The sequence below is a fragment of the Streptomyces sp. NPDC086766 genome, from assembly GCF_044746005.1.
GTDB lineage: Bacteria > Actinomycetota > Actinomycetes > Streptomycetales > Streptomycetaceae > Streptomyces.
This window is the reverse complement of the sequence record NZ_JBIVBI010000003.1, coordinates 497,707-511,519: the sequence shown is the minus strand read 5'-3', so window position 1 is coordinate 511,519 and position 13,813 is coordinate 497,707. Positions and strand designations below refer to the sequence as shown.

Annotated in this window: 16 protein-coding genes and 1 pseudogene; 9 read left to right on the top strand and 8 right to left on the bottom strand. The window is 73.5% G+C overall.

Features of this window, described 5'->3' with window-relative positions:
* Positions 1–69: 69 nt before the first annotated feature.
* Positions 70–495: an SsgA family sporulation/cell division regulator gene (locus tag ACIPM1_RS08195; protein ID WP_402430558.1), complete on the top strand. Its 426-nt coding sequence runs from the start codon at positions 70–72 to the stop codon at positions 493–495.
* 89 nt (positions 496–584) lie between these two features.
* On the opposite strand, the gene ACIPM1_RS08190 is transcribed toward ACIPM1_RS08195, so the two are convergent.
* Positions 585–1,082: a DUF6328 family protein gene (locus tag ACIPM1_RS08190; RefSeq protein WP_402430555.1), complete on the bottom strand. Its 498-nt coding sequence runs from the start codon at positions 1,080–1,082 to the stop codon at positions 585–587.
* Positions 1,083–1,233: 151 nt separating this feature from the next.
* On the opposite strand from ACIPM1_RS08190, the gene ACIPM1_RS08185 reads away from it, so the two are divergent.
* Complete coding sequence (locus ACIPM1_RS08185) at positions 1,234–1,602, top strand: hypothetical protein (RefSeq protein ID WP_402430552.1); 369 nt, start codon at positions 1,234–1,236, stop codon at positions 1,600–1,602.
* Positions 1,603–1,635: 33 nt separating this feature from the next.
* On the opposite strand, the gene ACIPM1_RS08180 is transcribed toward ACIPM1_RS08185, so the two are convergent.
* From ACIPM1_RS08180 to ACIPM1_RS08170, 3 genes are read right to left on the bottom strand one after another with little or no spacing between them, the layout of a single operon-like run.
* Positions 1,636–2,613, bottom strand: coding sequence for an aldo/keto reductase (locus tag ACIPM1_RS08180; RefSeq protein ID WP_402430549.1), 978 nt, complete (start codon positions 2,611–2,613; stop codon positions 1,636–1,638).
* A 13-nt stretch (positions 2,614–2,626) separates the two neighbouring features.
* A complete protein-coding gene (locus tag ACIPM1_RS08175) occupies positions 2,627–3,229 on the bottom strand; it encodes a TetR family transcriptional regulator (protein ID WP_402430546.1) in 603 nt (200 codons plus the stop codon).
* A 5-nt stretch (positions 3,230–3,234) separates the two neighbouring features.
* Positions 3,235–4,728: an MFS transporter gene (locus ACIPM1_RS08170; protein ID WP_402430543.1), complete on the bottom strand. Its 1,494-nt coding sequence runs from the start codon at positions 4,726–4,728 to the stop codon at positions 3,235–3,237.
* A gap of 537 nt (positions 4,729–5,265) precedes the next feature.
* Here ACIPM1_RS08170 and ACIPM1_RS08165 point away from each other — a divergent pair.
* The 3 genes from ACIPM1_RS08165 (at position 5,266) to ACIPM1_RS08155 (ending at position 7,123) form a co-directional block, all read left to right on the top strand.
* Positions 5,266–5,736, top strand: a complete 471-nt coding sequence (locus tag ACIPM1_RS08165; protein WP_402430540.1) for a tyrosinase family oxidase copper chaperone — start codon at positions 5,266–5,268, stop codon at positions 5,734–5,736.
* 33 nt (positions 5,737–5,769) lie between these two features.
* Positions 5,770–6,594 carry a tyrosinase family protein gene (locus ACIPM1_RS08160; protein ID WP_356195501.1) on the top strand — a complete coding sequence of 275 codons (825 nt, stop codon included), beginning with the start codon at positions 5,770–5,772 and terminating at the stop codon, positions 6,592–6,594.
* 76 nt (positions 6,595–6,670) lie between these two features.
* Positions 6,671–7,123: an SRPBCC family protein gene (locus ACIPM1_RS08155; RefSeq protein WP_356195503.1), complete on the top strand. Its 453-nt coding sequence runs from the start codon at positions 6,671–6,673 to the stop codon at positions 7,121–7,123.
* 35 nt (positions 7,124–7,158) lie between these two features.
* On the opposite strand, the gene ACIPM1_RS08150 is transcribed toward ACIPM1_RS08155, so the two are convergent.
* Together ACIPM1_RS08150 and ACIPM1_RS08145 are read right to left on the bottom strand one after the other, a co-directional pair.
* The gene (locus ACIPM1_RS08150; protein ID WP_402430535.1) at positions 7,159–7,866 is read right to left on the bottom strand and encodes a ribonuclease H; all 708 of its coding nucleotides are present in this window, start codon (positions 7,864–7,866) and stop codon (positions 7,159–7,161) included.
* Between the two features lie 31 nt (positions 7,867–7,897).
* Positions 7,898–8,695 (bottom strand): VOC family protein, encoded by a 798-nt coding sequence (locus ACIPM1_RS08145; RefSeq protein ID WP_356195509.1) that lies wholly within the window; start codon positions 8,693–8,695, stop codon positions 7,898–7,900.
* A gap of 292 nt (positions 8,696–8,987) precedes the next feature.
* Here ACIPM1_RS08145 and ACIPM1_RS08140 point away from each other — a divergent pair, with 292 nt between their 5' ends.
* Positions 8,988–9,995 (top strand): zinc-binding alcohol dehydrogenase family protein, encoded by a 1,008-nt coding sequence (locus ACIPM1_RS08140; RefSeq protein WP_402430740.1) that lies wholly within the window; start codon positions 8,988–8,990, stop codon positions 9,993–9,995.
* 108 nt (positions 9,996–10,103) lie between these two features.
* Here the strand turns inward: ACIPM1_RS08140 and ACIPM1_RS08135 are convergent, their stop codons facing one another.
* Positions 10,104–10,697, bottom strand: coding sequence for a hypothetical protein (locus ACIPM1_RS08135; protein WP_402430532.1), 594 nt, complete (start codon positions 10,695–10,697; stop codon positions 10,104–10,106).
* Between the two features lie 221 nt (positions 10,698–10,918).
* Positions 10,919–11,401 carry a VOC family protein gene (locus ACIPM1_RS08130; protein WP_356195032.1) on the bottom strand — a complete coding sequence of 161 codons (483 nt, stop codon included), beginning with the start codon at positions 11,399–11,401 and terminating at the stop codon, positions 10,919–10,921.
* 123 nt (positions 11,402–11,524) lie between these two features.
* On the opposite strand from ACIPM1_RS08130, the pseudogene ACIPM1_RS08125 reads away from it, so the two are divergent.
* From ACIPM1_RS08125 to ACIPM1_RS08115, 3 genes and pseudogenes are all read left to right on the top strand, one after another.
* A pseudogene (locus tag ACIPM1_RS08125) lies at positions 11,525–12,397 on the top strand (epoxide hydrolase family protein).
* Between the two features lie 149 nt (positions 12,398–12,546).
* Positions 12,547–13,185 (top strand): ClpP family protease, encoded by a 639-nt coding sequence (locus ACIPM1_RS08120; RefSeq protein ID WP_402430529.1) that lies wholly within the window; start codon positions 12,547–12,549, stop codon positions 13,183–13,185.
* Position 13,186: 1 nt separating this feature from the next.
* Positions 13,187–13,789: a ClpP family protease gene (locus ACIPM1_RS08115; RefSeq protein ID WP_402430526.1), complete on the top strand. Its 603-nt coding sequence runs from the start codon at positions 13,187–13,189 to the stop codon at positions 13,787–13,789.
* Positions 13,790–13,813: the final 24 nt, after the last annotated feature.

Here is a 13,813-nt window from a genome sequence, read left to right as displayed (position 1 = left end):
CGGAGCATCTCGCGCGGGAAAGGGGTACTAGACGGCTCTACGTCCCGTAGTCCCCGGAAGGCCCTCCACGTGAACAACCTCGTAAGCAAGACCATCGTCGTGCAGTTGCAGGCCGGCGCCGCGGACCGCTTCCCCGTGCTGGCCCACTTCAGCTACGAGGCCGACGACCCGTTCGCGGTGACGGTCGTCTTCAGCCACGACGGCCGGGTGCTCGCCCGGTGGAAGCTGGACCGGGAGATGCTCGGCGAGGGGCTGTCGCGCTCGGTGGGCGTCGGGGACGTGCGCTTCCGCCCGGTGGCGAACGGCCCGTGGCAGGAGCTGTGCATGGAGTTCTACGGCAGCCCCCACCCCGACGGGGGACGGCACCATGCCGTGGTGTTCGTGTGGGCGCCGGGCGTCGCCGCCTTCCTGCGTCAGACGCGCGAGATCGTGGCGCCGGGCGAGGAGCGGGTTCACGTGGACGACTTCCTCGCCGAGGTCATCGCCGGGGGCTGAGCGCCCCGGGGCGGCGGTTCCGCCCCGGGGCCCGTCCCCGGCCGAGGGGACGGCCGGCGGCTCCCCGCCCCCGGCTCAGCCCCCGCGGCTCACCGTGAGGTGTGCTGGTGGCGGGTCCACAGCGGCAGGGCGTACCAGCACAGCACGTACCAGGCCACCACGCCCGCGACCAGCCAGGGCACCCAGCCGTCGTGGGTCGCGACCCGCAGGATCAGGAACAGGGAGCTGGTCATGGTCGCGAGCAGCAGCACGAGCCCGACGAAGGTGAGCCGGGAGGCCCACCGCACGGCCTCCGGCTTGACCCGGCGCCCGGCGACCAGACGGTGCAGGGAGACCGGGCCGATGAGCGCGCCGGTGGCGCACGCGCCGAGCACCACGGTGACGATGTAGACCACCTGGTTGGCGTGGCTCAGCGTCTCGTACTTCGGCTGGAACACCACGGTGAGCAGAAAACCGAACAGGATCTGCACCCCGGTCTGGGCGACCCGGACCTCCTGGATGAGTTCCCCCCACTTCCGGTCCGCTCTCTCCTCTTCCGTCTCGTCGCGCCCGCGCCGCTTCTCCGCGCCGTCCCCGCTGTCCGTCACGTCGTCTCCCCTTTCCCGTGACCGTGTGTCGTCCTCACCCCAGATTCCCCAATGAGAAGGAATCCTGCCTGGTCGACCGCCGGTTTGGGTGATCCGCCGACGGTTACCCGGGCGGGACGGACCGGAAGTCGAGGCGAGGAGGTTCCGGCAGATGTCCGGCACACAGCTCACGGTGACGTTCAGCGGCGGCCAGGTCGCCGACGACCGGGCGGTCGTCGAGGCGCTGGAGAGGGACTTCGGGGCGCCGGACGAGCGTCCCGGCGACGAGAACGCGACCGTGCGCACGGCGACCTTCTCCGGTGTCACCGCCGGGCAGGACGCCGGAGGCACGGCTGGGCGGGCGTCCGGCGGCACGGGGGCCGGCGGCCACCTGTCCGCGCCCGTCACCGTGACCCTCCAGGGCACCCCGGGGGCCGTGCGGAAGGCGAGCGACCTGCTCGCCCACGCCTTCACGGCCCATGACGAGGGCGCCGCCGCCGGCGACCAGGAGCAGGAACGGCAGCTGCGCCTGGAGCCGTGACGGGAGCGCCGTCTCCCAGGAGGGCCCGCCGGTCTACCAGCGGGCCTCGACCCGGTCCTTGACGCGCCGGTCGTAGAGGTCCTCGATCGCCGCGAGGGTCGCCTCGGACAGCGGGGGCAGCTTGGCGGCGGCCGCGTTGGCGCGCGCCTGCTCCGGCGAGCGGGCGCCCGGGATCACGGTCGTGACGCCCGGCTGCTGGACGATCCAGCGCAGCGCGAGCTGGGCCGGGGAGTACCCCTCGGGGGCGAGTGAGGCGAACTCGGCCGCCGCCTCCACGCCGGTGGCGAAGTCGACGCCGGAGAAGGTCTCGCCCTGGTCGAAGGCCTCTCCCTGCCGGTTGAAGGTGCGGTGGTCGTCGGCGGCGAAGACGGTGTCCTTGGTGTACCTGCCCGACAGCAGGCCCGACGCGAGCGGGACCCGGGCGATGACGCCGACGCCCGCCTCGCGCGCGGCCGGGAGCACCTCGCGCAGCGGCTTCATGCGGAACGGGTTCAGGATGATCTGCACGCTCGCCACGTTCGGCCGGGCGATCGCCGTGAGGGCTTCGGCGCAGGTCTCCACGCTCACGCCGTACGCGGCGACGCGCTCCTCGTCCACCAGGGTGTCCAGGGCGTCGAACACGGCGTCCATGGAGTACACGGGGGTGGGCGGGCAGTGCAGCTGCACCAGGTCGATGCGGTCGACGCCGAGGTTGCGCCGGGAGCGGTCGTTCCAGGCGCGGAAGTTGTCCAGGACGTAGTTCTCCGGGACCTGGTCGACACGGCGGCCCATCTTGGTCGCGACCAGGACGTGCAGATCCGGCCGGGAGCTGAGGAACGAGGCGATGGCCGACTCGCTGCGCCCGTCCCCGTAGACGTCGGCGGTGTCGAAGAAGGTCACGCCCGCCTCGGCCGCCGCCTCCAGTACGGCCTCCTTGTCCGCCACGTCGCCCCAGTCGGCGCCCAGTTGCCAGGTGCCCAGGCCGATCACCGACGCGTGCTGGCCCGACCTGCCGAATTCACGTTCGTCCATGGCGGTCAGTCTGTCACCCGCCGGGGCGTCCGGGGGTGAGGTGGATCTGCACCGCGGGCGCGTACCTCGCGACCAGGTCGTCGAGCGCGCTGTGGCGCACCCCCTGGCCGCGCGCGATGCCGTACATCACGCCGAGGCCGAGCAGGGCGGCCACGGCGAGTTCGGCGCGCAGGCCCGCGTCGGGGCCGGTGAGGCGCTCGGCGAGGCGTTCGGTCACCTGGGTGCGGAAGTTGGCGCGCAGGACGTCGCCGTGCGCGCCGTGCAGGGGCGCGAAGACGATCCGCAGGACGGGGTCGGCGCCCCGGTCGCGCTGGCTCTCCAGGACATGGCGGACCATGTGCGGGCCGAGGGTGTCGAGCGGTGCGTCCAGCAGCGCGGCGGCGTCCTCCTCGAAGGACATGACCCGGGCGAAGAGGGCGTCCTTGGAGCCGAAGTACTTCAGGACCAGGGGCGGGCTGACCCCGGCGCGTTCGGCGACCGACTTGAGTGTGATGTGGCCGTGCGCCTGCCGGGCCAGGAAGTGGCGGGCCGCCTTGAGGATGGCCGCCTTGGTCGCCTCGGCGTCACGGCGGCCGGGGGCGGGCGGGGGTGCCGGGGCGCCGGGCGGGACGGTCATGGCGCTCACGCTCCCTCCAGGGCCTCGTCGCGGGCGCCCGGGGTGCGCCCGCGGGCCCGGCGGATTCCACCGGGGGCGCGGTCGCCGGGGATGGACAGGGCGGCGGCGCAGGCGGCCAGGGCGACCGCGCCCGCCATCGCGAACGCCAGCAGATAGCCGTGCAGCGTGGCGACCTGGACGCCGTCCACCGGGCTGCCGTGGTGCACGAGCACGGCGGCGACGGCGGCGCTGGAGGTGGCCTGGCCGATGGTGCGCATCAGGACGTTGACGCCGTTGGCGGAGGCGGTCTGCCCGGCCGGGACGGCGCGCAGGATCAGTGTGGGCAGCGCCGAGTAGGCGAGCGTGGTCCCGGTCGCCACCACGGTGGCGCCCAGGATGATCATCCACAGGTCGCGGCTGTCGGCGATGCGCACCGCGTAGCCGCAGGCGATGACCGCGGCCCCCAGAGCGAGGGTGATCCGCGGCCCGCGGGTGGCCGAGATCCGGGCCGAGAGGGGCGAGAACAGCAGCATAGTGATGCCGCCGGGCAGCAGGCACAGGCCGGTGGCGACGATCGACAGCCCGAGCCCGTACCCGGTGGCCTTCGGCGCCTGCACCAGTTGCGCGGTCACCAGCGAGTTGGCGTAGAAGGCGAATCCGGTCAGCAGGGCTGCCACGTGGGAGAGTCCGACGCGCGGCCGCGACACCAGGCGCAGGTCGACCAGCGGCCGTGCGGCGCGCAGCTGCTGCCGGCACCACAGGCCCAGGACGGCGGCGGCGCCGAGGAACAGGCCCACGACCCGGGGGGTGCCCCAGCCCCACTGGCCGCCCTGGGACACCCCGAGCAGCAGGCACACCAGGCCGGCGGCCAGCCCCAGCGCGCCGAGCACGTCGAACCGGCCCGGCTCCCGCACCGGCGACTCCCGCACCGCCCACCACACCGCCGTGACGCCCAGGGCGCCGAGGGCGCTGGTGAGCCAGAACATGGTGTGCCAGTCGGCGTACTGCACGACCAGCGCCGCGAGCGGCAGGCCGAGGGCGGCGCCGATGCCGACGGTGGAGCTCATCAGGGCGACCGCGGAGCCCCTCCGCTCGGGCGGCAGTTCGTCGCGCAGGATGCTGATGGACAGCGGGACGACGGCGGCCGCGGCGCCCTGCAGGGCGCGGGCCGTGATCAGCACCCGGATGTCGGAGGACAGCGCGCAGAGCACCGAGCCCGCGGTCATCAGGGCGAGGGCGGCGGTCAGCACCCGGCGCTTGCCGTACATGTCGCCGGCGCGGCCGAGCACCGGGGTGAGGACGGCGCCGGACAGCAGGGTGGCGGTGACCGTCCAGGAGACCGCGCCCGGCGAGGCGCCGGTCAGCCGCGGCAGGTCCGGGAGCAGCGGTACGACCACCGTCTGCATGACCGCCATGAGGATGCCGCCGAACGCCAGCACCGGGATGGTCAGCCGCTCCCGCGGGCGCGTGCCGCCGACGGGCCCTCCGGCCGGGGCGGGTATCGGGGCGGGCTGCTCCATCGGCACTCCAGCGGACGGCGGGAAAAGGCGGTGAATGGCAATTCACCTTACCGGGTGAATTCCCATTCACCTACCCGGCCCGGGGCCTGCCCGCGCGCGGCCCGTGGACCGCGCGTGCGCCGTCCGGGCGGTCCTCGGTCCCGGCCACCGCCTCAGCCTGCGCAGCGCCTCCACCCGCCCGGCGGACTTGTCCATGCCGCGAGGGTTACCGAAAGTGATCGACTGGCCTCGCGGGGTGGCAGGCGCCTCCGGGCGCGCTCACACCTCGCCGATCACGTCAGTTTCCGCGCGTGAGCGGCGCCACTGCGGGCGCGGCGCCCGGCGAAATAACGCGCGGAACTCCCGCGAGAGGAGGAGAAATTCCTCCCGCGGGGCCCTGGGGGCGCCTCCGACAACAAGATCGTCTTTGTTCAATTCCCCACTTCTTGTTGGCGATTGTCCGGATCGGAGCCAACCCCTTCCCGGCGATTTCCGCCGCTCTCGGGCGGACCGGTAGTCATGCGGGGACCCCACCCGAACACACCCAGGAGGTCCCGTATGCCCGAACTCAGTCGTCGCCGCGCGCTCACCGTCACGGCCGGTCTCGCCGCGGCCGCCGGCGCCGGGGCGGTCACCGCGCTCCCCGCGTCCGCGGCCGGCCGCCCCGCCCGGCCGCGCCTCGCCGGGCACTCCGCCCACGGCGCGCGCGACGCGTTCGGCGCGCACGACGGTCACGAGGCGCACGACGGTCACCACGACGACTCCTTCGAGCCGTTCGACGAGGTCTACCTGGGCCGCCGCATACAGGGCCGGCCCGCGAACGGGGGCGGCCACGGGGAGGGCCACCACCACGGCACGGGCTACGCCGTGTTCGTCGACGGGGCGGAGCTGCACGTGATGCGGAACGCGGACGGCAGCTGGATCAGCGTGGTCTCCCACTACGACCCGGTCCCGACCCCGCGGGCCGCCGCCCGCGCCGCGGTCGACGAACTGCGGGGCGCACGGCTCGTCCCGTTCCCCGCCAACTGACCGTCCCCGCACCGCATCCGGAGTACCGCGCACATGACCGTACGGAAGAACCAGGCCACCCTGACCGCCGACGAGAAGCGGCGCTTCGTCGCCGCCGTCCTGGAACTCAAGCGCAGCGGCCGCTACGACACCTTCGTCACCACGCACAACGCCTTCATCATGGGGGACACCGACAACGGCGAGCGGACGGGCCACCGTTCGCCGTCCTTCCTCCCCTGGCACCGCAGATTCCTGCTGGAGTTCGAGCAGGCCCTGCAGTCGGTGGACGCCTCGGTCGCGCTGCCGTACTGGGACTGGAGCACCGACCGGACGGCCCGCGCCTCGCTGTGGGCGCCCGACTTCCTCGGCGGCACCGGGCGGAGCCTGGACGGGCGGGTGATGGACGGGCCGTTCGCCGCGTCCGCCGGGAACTGGTCCATCGGCGTGCGCGTCGACAGCCGTACGTATCTGCGCCGTTCGCTCGGCACCGGTGTCCGTGAGCTGCCCACCCGGGCGGAGGTCGAGTCGGTGCTCGCGATGGCGACGTACGACGCGGCGCCCTGGAACAGCGCCTCGGACGGCTTCCGCAACCATCTGGAGGGCTGGCGCGGGGTCAACCTGCACAACCGGGTGCACGTCTGGGTCGGCGGACAGATGGCCACCGGGGTCTCCCCCAACGACCCGGTGTTCTGGCTGCACCACGCCTACGTCGACAAGCTGTGGGCCGAGTGGCGGCGCCGGCACCCGGACTCCGGCTACCTGCCGGCCGCCGGCACCCCGGACGTGGTGGACCTGCACGAGCCGATGCGGCCGTGGAACGACGTGACCCCGGCGGACCTCCTCGACCACACCGCGCACTACACGTTCGACACCGACTGATCCGGCCGGTTTGTCCCGCCGTCCGGGCGGTACTCGGTCCCGGCCCAACCGCAGCACACGAAGGAGGAACGGAGCCGTGTCGCAGGTCGAGGAATCCATCGAGGTCGGCGTCCCCGTGCACACCGCGTACAACCAGTGGACGCAGTTCGAGACCTTCCCCGAGTTCATGAGCGGGGTGGAGCGGATCGAACAGCGCACCGACACACTGACGCACTGGGTGACCAGCGTGAACGGGGTGCACCGGGAGTTCGACGCGGAGATCACCGAGCAGATCCCGGACGAGCGGGTCGCCTGGACGACCGTCGGTGGTGAGACGCGGCAGGCGGGTGTGGTCACCTTCCACCGGCTCGACGACGGCCACACCAAGGTCATGCTGCAGATGGAGTTCCAGCCCGAAGGCGTCGCCGAGACCCTCGGCGACAAGATGGGGATGGTCAAGCGGCAGGCCAAGGGCGACCTGGAGCGCTTCAAGACGTTCATCGAGAAGCGGGGCACGGAGAGCGGCGGGTGGCGCGGCGCGGTGATCTGACCCGCCGCCCCGCCCGGAGTGCCGCACGGCGGCCGCTATCCGGCGGCCGCCGTGCGGCACTCCGGGTGGCCCCAGCCCTGGTCGTTCTTGGCGATGGGCTCGCCGGCGGCGTAGGAACGGCCGCAGACGCAGCGGCCGGGGAACTTCGCCTTGATCGTGCGGGCGGACGAGCCGCCGCCCCGCCGCGCCGTCCTGGCCCCCTCGGAGCGGCGGCGCGGCCCGGCGGAGGCCGGGACGGCGGGGGCGGCCGGCGGCTCCGGCGAGCCGAGGTCGCTGCCCGCGGGCTGCTGCACGGTCGCCGCCTGGCTTGCGGCGCGGTCGGCGAAGTCGTTCAGCGGGTCGCCGTCGACCTGGTGGGCGGGGACGTAGCGGAAGTCGACCGAGCGGCCCTCGAGCAGTTCGTCGATCCGCACGACCAGCTCCTGGTTGGCGACCGGCTTGCCGGCGGCCGTCTTCCACCCGTTGCGCTTCCAGTTCGGCAGCCAGGTGGTGACGGCCTTCATCGCGTACTGCGAGTCCATCCGGACCTCGAGTGGCACGTCCGGGTCCGTCGCCGCCAGCAGCCGTTCCAGCGCGGTGAGTTCGGCGACGTTGTTGGTGGCGGTGCCGAGCGGACCGGCCTCCCAGCGGGCCGGGCTCTCGGCGTCGTCCGAGACCACCCACGCCCAGCCGGCCGGACCCGGATTTCCCTTCGAGGCCCCGTCGCACGCGGCCACCACACGTTCACCCATGGCCCCGATCATGCCACGGCCGGCCGGGTCCGCCCGCGGCGCTTCAGGGGACGTCCGTGACCTGCGGCATCTCCCCCCGTCTCGTGGTGATGTCGATCACCGAGAAGTTCGCGCCCTGCGGGTCGCCGAGCGCCGCGAACCGGCCGAACGGACTGTCCATCGGGCCGAACCGCAGCACCCCGCCGAGCTTGGTGGCCCTGGCCACGGCCTCGTCGCAGTCGGCGACGGTGAAGTAGACGTTGACGTACGGCGGCACCTCGGGCGGGAAGTCCTCCGTCATCCGCATCCGGCCGAGCACCGTCTCGCCGCCGACGTCGAACATGCGGAAGTCGACCGCCTCGTCCTCGATCCGCTTGGCGGTGTAACCGAAGACGGCGGTCAGGAAGGCGTCCGCCTTCTCCGGCTCGCGGGTGAAGACCTCGGCCCAGCAGTAGGCGCCGGGCACCGCGGTCGCCTCGAAGCCCTCGTGGCGGCCCGCCTGCCACACCCCGAACACCGCGCCGCTGGGCTCCCGGGCCAGGCACATGGTCCCGAAGTCGCCGACCTGCATCGGTTCCAGCAGCACCTCGCCGCCGTTGCCGCGGATGCGGGCGGCGGTGGCGGCCGCGTCCGGCGACGCGAAGTACAGGCACCACTGGGAGTGGCCCTCCTGGCCGGGCATCGGCGGTACGACGGCGGCCACCGCCTTGCCGTCCGCGTAGGCCTGGGTGTAGTTGCCGTACCGGGACGACGCCTCGCCGAAGGTCCAGCCGAGGACCTCGCCGTAGAAGCGCTCGGCCCCCTCCACGTCGCCGAACATCGCGTCGGCCCAGCAGGGGGTCCCCTCAGGTCGTACCGCCATGGCCGCTGCCCCCTCTCCCGCTTCGGTGGCTTGTCCGCAGCTTCACGCTAGCCACCGCCCGGTCGGCCCGCGCGCCGAACGCCCGCCCCTGTTCCACACTGGAGGGCGAGGCGGAGGCACTCGGACACGGACCGGTCGTGGACGGTCCGGCCCGGTCGGAGACGGTCGGTCACAGGCGGCGCGGGCCGGAACCCGGGCGGGCCGCGGCGGACGCGGACCACCACGGACCACCAGGGGCGAGCACGGCGACGGCCAGGGCGGCGGGACGGGGCGCGGTATGACGGACGGCACGATGCGGGCGTGGACGGTGACCGGGCCGCGGCCCGTGGAGGAGGACCCGCTCCGGCTGGTCGAGCGGCCGCTGCCGGTGCCCGGAGACGACGAACTGCTCGTCCACGTGCGCGCCTGCGGGGTGTGCCGCACCGACCTGCACGTCACCGAGGGCGACCTCCCGGTGCGCCGGCCCGGCGTCACCCCGGGGCACGAGGTGGTCGGCGTGGTCGCGGAAACGGGCGCGGCGGTGACCGGCTTCCGGCCCGGCGACCGGGTGGGCGTGGCCTGGCTCCGCCGCACCGACGGCACCTGCGCCTACTGCGTGCGCGGCGCGGAGAACCTGTGCCCGTCCTCGCGGTACACCGGCTGGGACGCCGACGGCGGCTACGCCGAGTACACGACCGTCCCGGCCGCGTTCGCCTACCGGCTCCCCGGCGAGGTGGACGACGTGGCGCTCGCGCCGCTGCTGTGCGCGGGCATCATCGGCTACCGCGCGCTGCGCCGGGCGTCCCTGCCGCCGGGCGGCCGGCTCGGCCTGTACGGCTTCGGGGGCAGCGCCCATCTGTGCGCCCAGGTGGCGCTCGCCGAGGGGGCCACCGTGCACGTGCTGACCCGGGGCGCCGCCGCGCAGCGCCTCGCCCTCGAACTCGGCGCCGCATCGGCGGGGGACGCGTACGCGCGGCCGCCGGAGCCCCTGGACAGCGCCATCCTGTTCGCCCCCGTGGGCGACCTGGTCCCCGTCGCGCTCCGGGCCCTGGACCGCGGCGGGGTGCTGGCGGTGGCCGGGATCCACCTGAGCGACACTCCGCCGCTGCACTACGAGAGCGAGCTGTTCTACGAGAAGGAGCTGCGCAGCGTCACCTCGAACACGCGCGGCGACGGACGCGACTTCCTGGCGCTGGCCGCCCGGCACGGCGTACGCGCCACCACGCACCCCTATCCGCTCTCCCGGGCTCCGCAGGCGCTGAAGGACCTCAAGGCGGGACGCTTCGACGGGGCCGCTGTCCTGGTGAACGACTTCTCCTGAACCGGGGCGGCGGCCGGCGGGGCGGCGGCCGGCGGGTCGGCACACGGCACACGGCACACCGCAGACCGCAGACCTCACCCCACGCCGAGGATTCCGTCGCCGGAACCCTCACCCGGCCCCGTCACCGGGTCCGGCGCACCTGAGGTCCGGGACACGGTGGCGCAGATAGTCGACGAAGCCGGGGCTGAAGTCGTCGCACACGAAGGCGCCGGACCGCAGATAGGGGCGGTGCCCGCGGACGAGGGCGTCGATCGCCCGCTGCCAGTCCGGCTCCTCCCCCACCAGCGCCCTGAGCGTCTGCGCCGTGTTCAGGGCGTGCACCGCGAACCAGGCGTACCGGGCGTCGACCGTCCGCTCGTCGCCGGGCGAGGCCAGGTCGGGATGGGCCACGGCCAGGTCGAGGTGGTGCTGGAGGATGCCCAGTGCCGAGAGCTGGAGCTGGGCCCGCGCGGCGGTCAGTTGCGCCCGCGCGCTGCGGCGGTAGGTCCACACGGCCAGGACCACCGAGGCCACCGTCGCCGCGGCCAGGACGATGAACGCGATCTGCGTGACGACGACGGCCATCGGCGTCCCCTCCTGCGGAGCGGGCCTGCGGCGGCCCGCCCGGGGCGCCGGCGAGGTGCGGGCGGCCGGACGGGCCGAGGTCCTCGGCCGGACCGGGAGGTCGGGGCCGATCGCCCGCCGCTCACCGGTCCCGATCACGTCCGTCGCCTGGATCGTGCCCCTCCAGCGTAGGTGCGGGTACGCGGCGCGGCGAGCCGAGGCAGGCGCAGTACGACCGGCACCGTGCCACCGGCTCGGCCCCTTCCTCCCCCCGCGCCCTCCGCCCCGTACGACCCGGGGGCGGCACGGGCCCCGGGCGCGGCGGCGTACGGCCGATGAGGTCGGCCGGCCCATCCCCCGGGGTGGGCCGGCCGCCGCCGCTAATCGCCCGCGTACGCCTTCCTCAGCGCGGCGATGTCGAGCTTGCCCATCGCGAGCATCGCCCGGGTGGTGCGGGCCGCCTTCTCCTGGTCGGGGTCGCCGATCATGTCGACGAGCCCGTCCGGAACGACCTGCCAGGACACCCCGAACCGGTCCTTGAGCCAGCCGCACGGCCCGGGCTCCCCGCCGTTCTCGGTCAGCTTGTCCCAGTAGTGGTCGACCTCCTCCTGGTTCTCGCAGTGGATCTGGAAGGAGATCGCCTCGTTGAACGTGAACTGCGGGCCGCCGTTCAGGGCGACGAACTTCTGGCCGTTGGCCGTGAAGTCGACGGCGATGACCGTGCCGGCGGGGCCGGGGCCCGCCTCGGTGTAGCGGCCGATCCGGCCGATACCGGAGTCCTTGAAGATCGAGACGTAGTAGTGCGCGGCCTCCTCGGCCTCGCCGTCGAACCAGAGACAGGTGGTGAACCCTTCGGTCGCCATCGAATCCTCCCGGAGCGTGGAAAGCGGTCACCTGTACCGACCGATCCTCGCCCCGGAACTCATCGGCCGGGCGCCGGAACAATTCGAATGGCCCACCCCCGGTTACGAACCAGCATCGCGGCCATGATCACGTCATCACCCGCCGAGGGCATCCGGCCCTTCCGCATCGCGGTCCCGCAGAGCGATCTGGACGACCTGTACGACCGTCTCGACCGCACCCGATGGCCGGACGAGGTGCCCGGCACCGGGTGGGACCGCGGAGTTCCCAGGGAGTATCTGCGCGAGCTCGTCCGGTACTGGCGGCACGAGTACGACTGGCGGGCGGCCGAGGCGCGGCTGAACGAGTGGCCGCAGTTCACCACGACGCGAGCTGGGCCGGACCCACCCGGACCGCGTGGTCGGCGTCCATCTCAATCTGCTGCCGGGGGCGCAGCAGAAAGAGGCGCCGGCCGACGAGGAGCTGGCCGCGCTGTCCCCCGGGGAGCGGGAGCGCACGCTCACCTCCTCGAGCCGCTGGTCCGCGTGGCAGCGCGAGGGCGCGGCGTACGCGATGCTGCACGCCACCCGGCCGCAGACCCTCGCCTATGCGCTCACCGACTCGCCGGTCGGTCAACTCGCCTGGATCGTGGAGAAGTTCAGGGAGTGGACGGACCCGCCGAACTGCCCGAGGAGGCCGTCGACCGGGACCGGATGCTCACCGACGTGATGCTGTACTGGCTGACCGGCACCGCCGGTTCGTCCTCGCGGATCCACTACGAGCGGGCGCACCCCTCGGGCCGGGTCGCCGCTCCGGCCGAGCCGTCGACCGCGCCGACCGCGCTCGCCGTCTTCCCCGCCGAGCCGCAGCTGCCGCTGCGGCACCGGGCTGAGCGGACCGAGAACATCGTGCGCTGGACGGAGTTCGACCGCGGCGGCCACTTCGCCGCGATGGAGGAGCCCGGCCTGCTCGTCGACGACGTCCGGGCCTTCTTCCGTGAGCTGCGCGCGAAGGGCTGAACAGCGACCGGGAGGGGCCGCCCCGGGGAGGGCCGCCGCTCCCGCGCTCCGCCCGTGGCGGATCTGCCAGGGGCAGAGCCGTCGCACGCGGGCAACTCCTCGGGCCGACAGTGGAGTCGACGGCATCCGCAACACCACGAGGAGACCCGATGACTCGACTCAGCACGCTCCCGCCCCGCGCCGAGGAGGGCGACACACCCCTCAGCCGCTTCGACGACCATCTCGCCGCGCACCTGCTCGCCCAGCGCATCGTCCTCCTGGGCACCCAGGTCGACGAGGTGTCGGCGAACCGCGTGTGCGCGCAGCTGCTCCTGCTGTCCGCGGAGGACCCGCACGCCGACATCGCCCTGTACATCAACAGCCCGGGCGGCTCCGTCACCGCGGGGCTCGCCGTCTACGACACCATGAGGCTGGTCCCGAACGACGTCTGCACCCTCGCGATGGGCTTCGCCGCCAGCATGGGGCAGTTCCTGCTCACGGTGGGGACGCCGGGCAAGCGGTTCGCCCTCCCCCACGCGCGGGTCATGATGCACCAGCCGTCGGCCGGGATCGGCGGCACCACCGCCGACATCGAGATCCAGGCGCAGAACCTGGAGCACACCAAGCGGACCATCGAGCGGATCACCGCCGAGCACACCGGGCAGAGTGCGGAGACGATCGCGCGGGACGGCGACCGGGACCGCTGGTTCACGGCTGAGCAGGCCAGGGAGTACGGACTGGTGGACCGGGTCGTGGAGTCGCTCGCCGACATCCGCCCGGCCGCCCCGCACCGAAGGGCGGGGCTGTGACATGGGGTCGTACACGGTTCCCTACGTCATCGAGCGGACCGCGCAGGGCGAGCGGTCCTACGACGTGTTCAGCCGGCTGCTCAACGAGCGGATCGTCTTCCTCGGCACCGAGATCGACGACGGGGTCGCCAACGTCGTGATCGCGCAGCTGCTCCATCTGGAGTCGGCGGCTCCGCAGGCCGAGATCTCCCTCTACCTGAACTCCCCCGGGGGATCGTTCACCTCGCTGATGGCGATCTACGACACGATGACCTTCATCCAGTCGCCGATCTCCACGTTCTGCGTGGGGCAGGCCGCGTCCACGGCGGCGGTGCTGCTGGCCGGCGGCGATCCCGGGCGGCGCTTCGTGCTGGAGCACGCGCGGGTGCTGCTCGGGCAGCCCGCGAGCGGCGGCCGGCAGGGCACGGTGTCCGACCTGGCGCTCCAGGCCAAGGAGATGGTCCGGATCCGCTCCCAGGTCGAGGAGGTGCTGTCCCGGCACACGCGCCACGACCTCACGACCCTGCGCGCCGACATGGACCGCGACAAGGTGTTCACCGCCCGCGAGGCGGTGGCGTACGGGCTGGCCGACGAGGTGCTGAGTCGGCGCCTGGTCGCGGTCTGAGGCGCCGGCTCGTACGACGTGGCT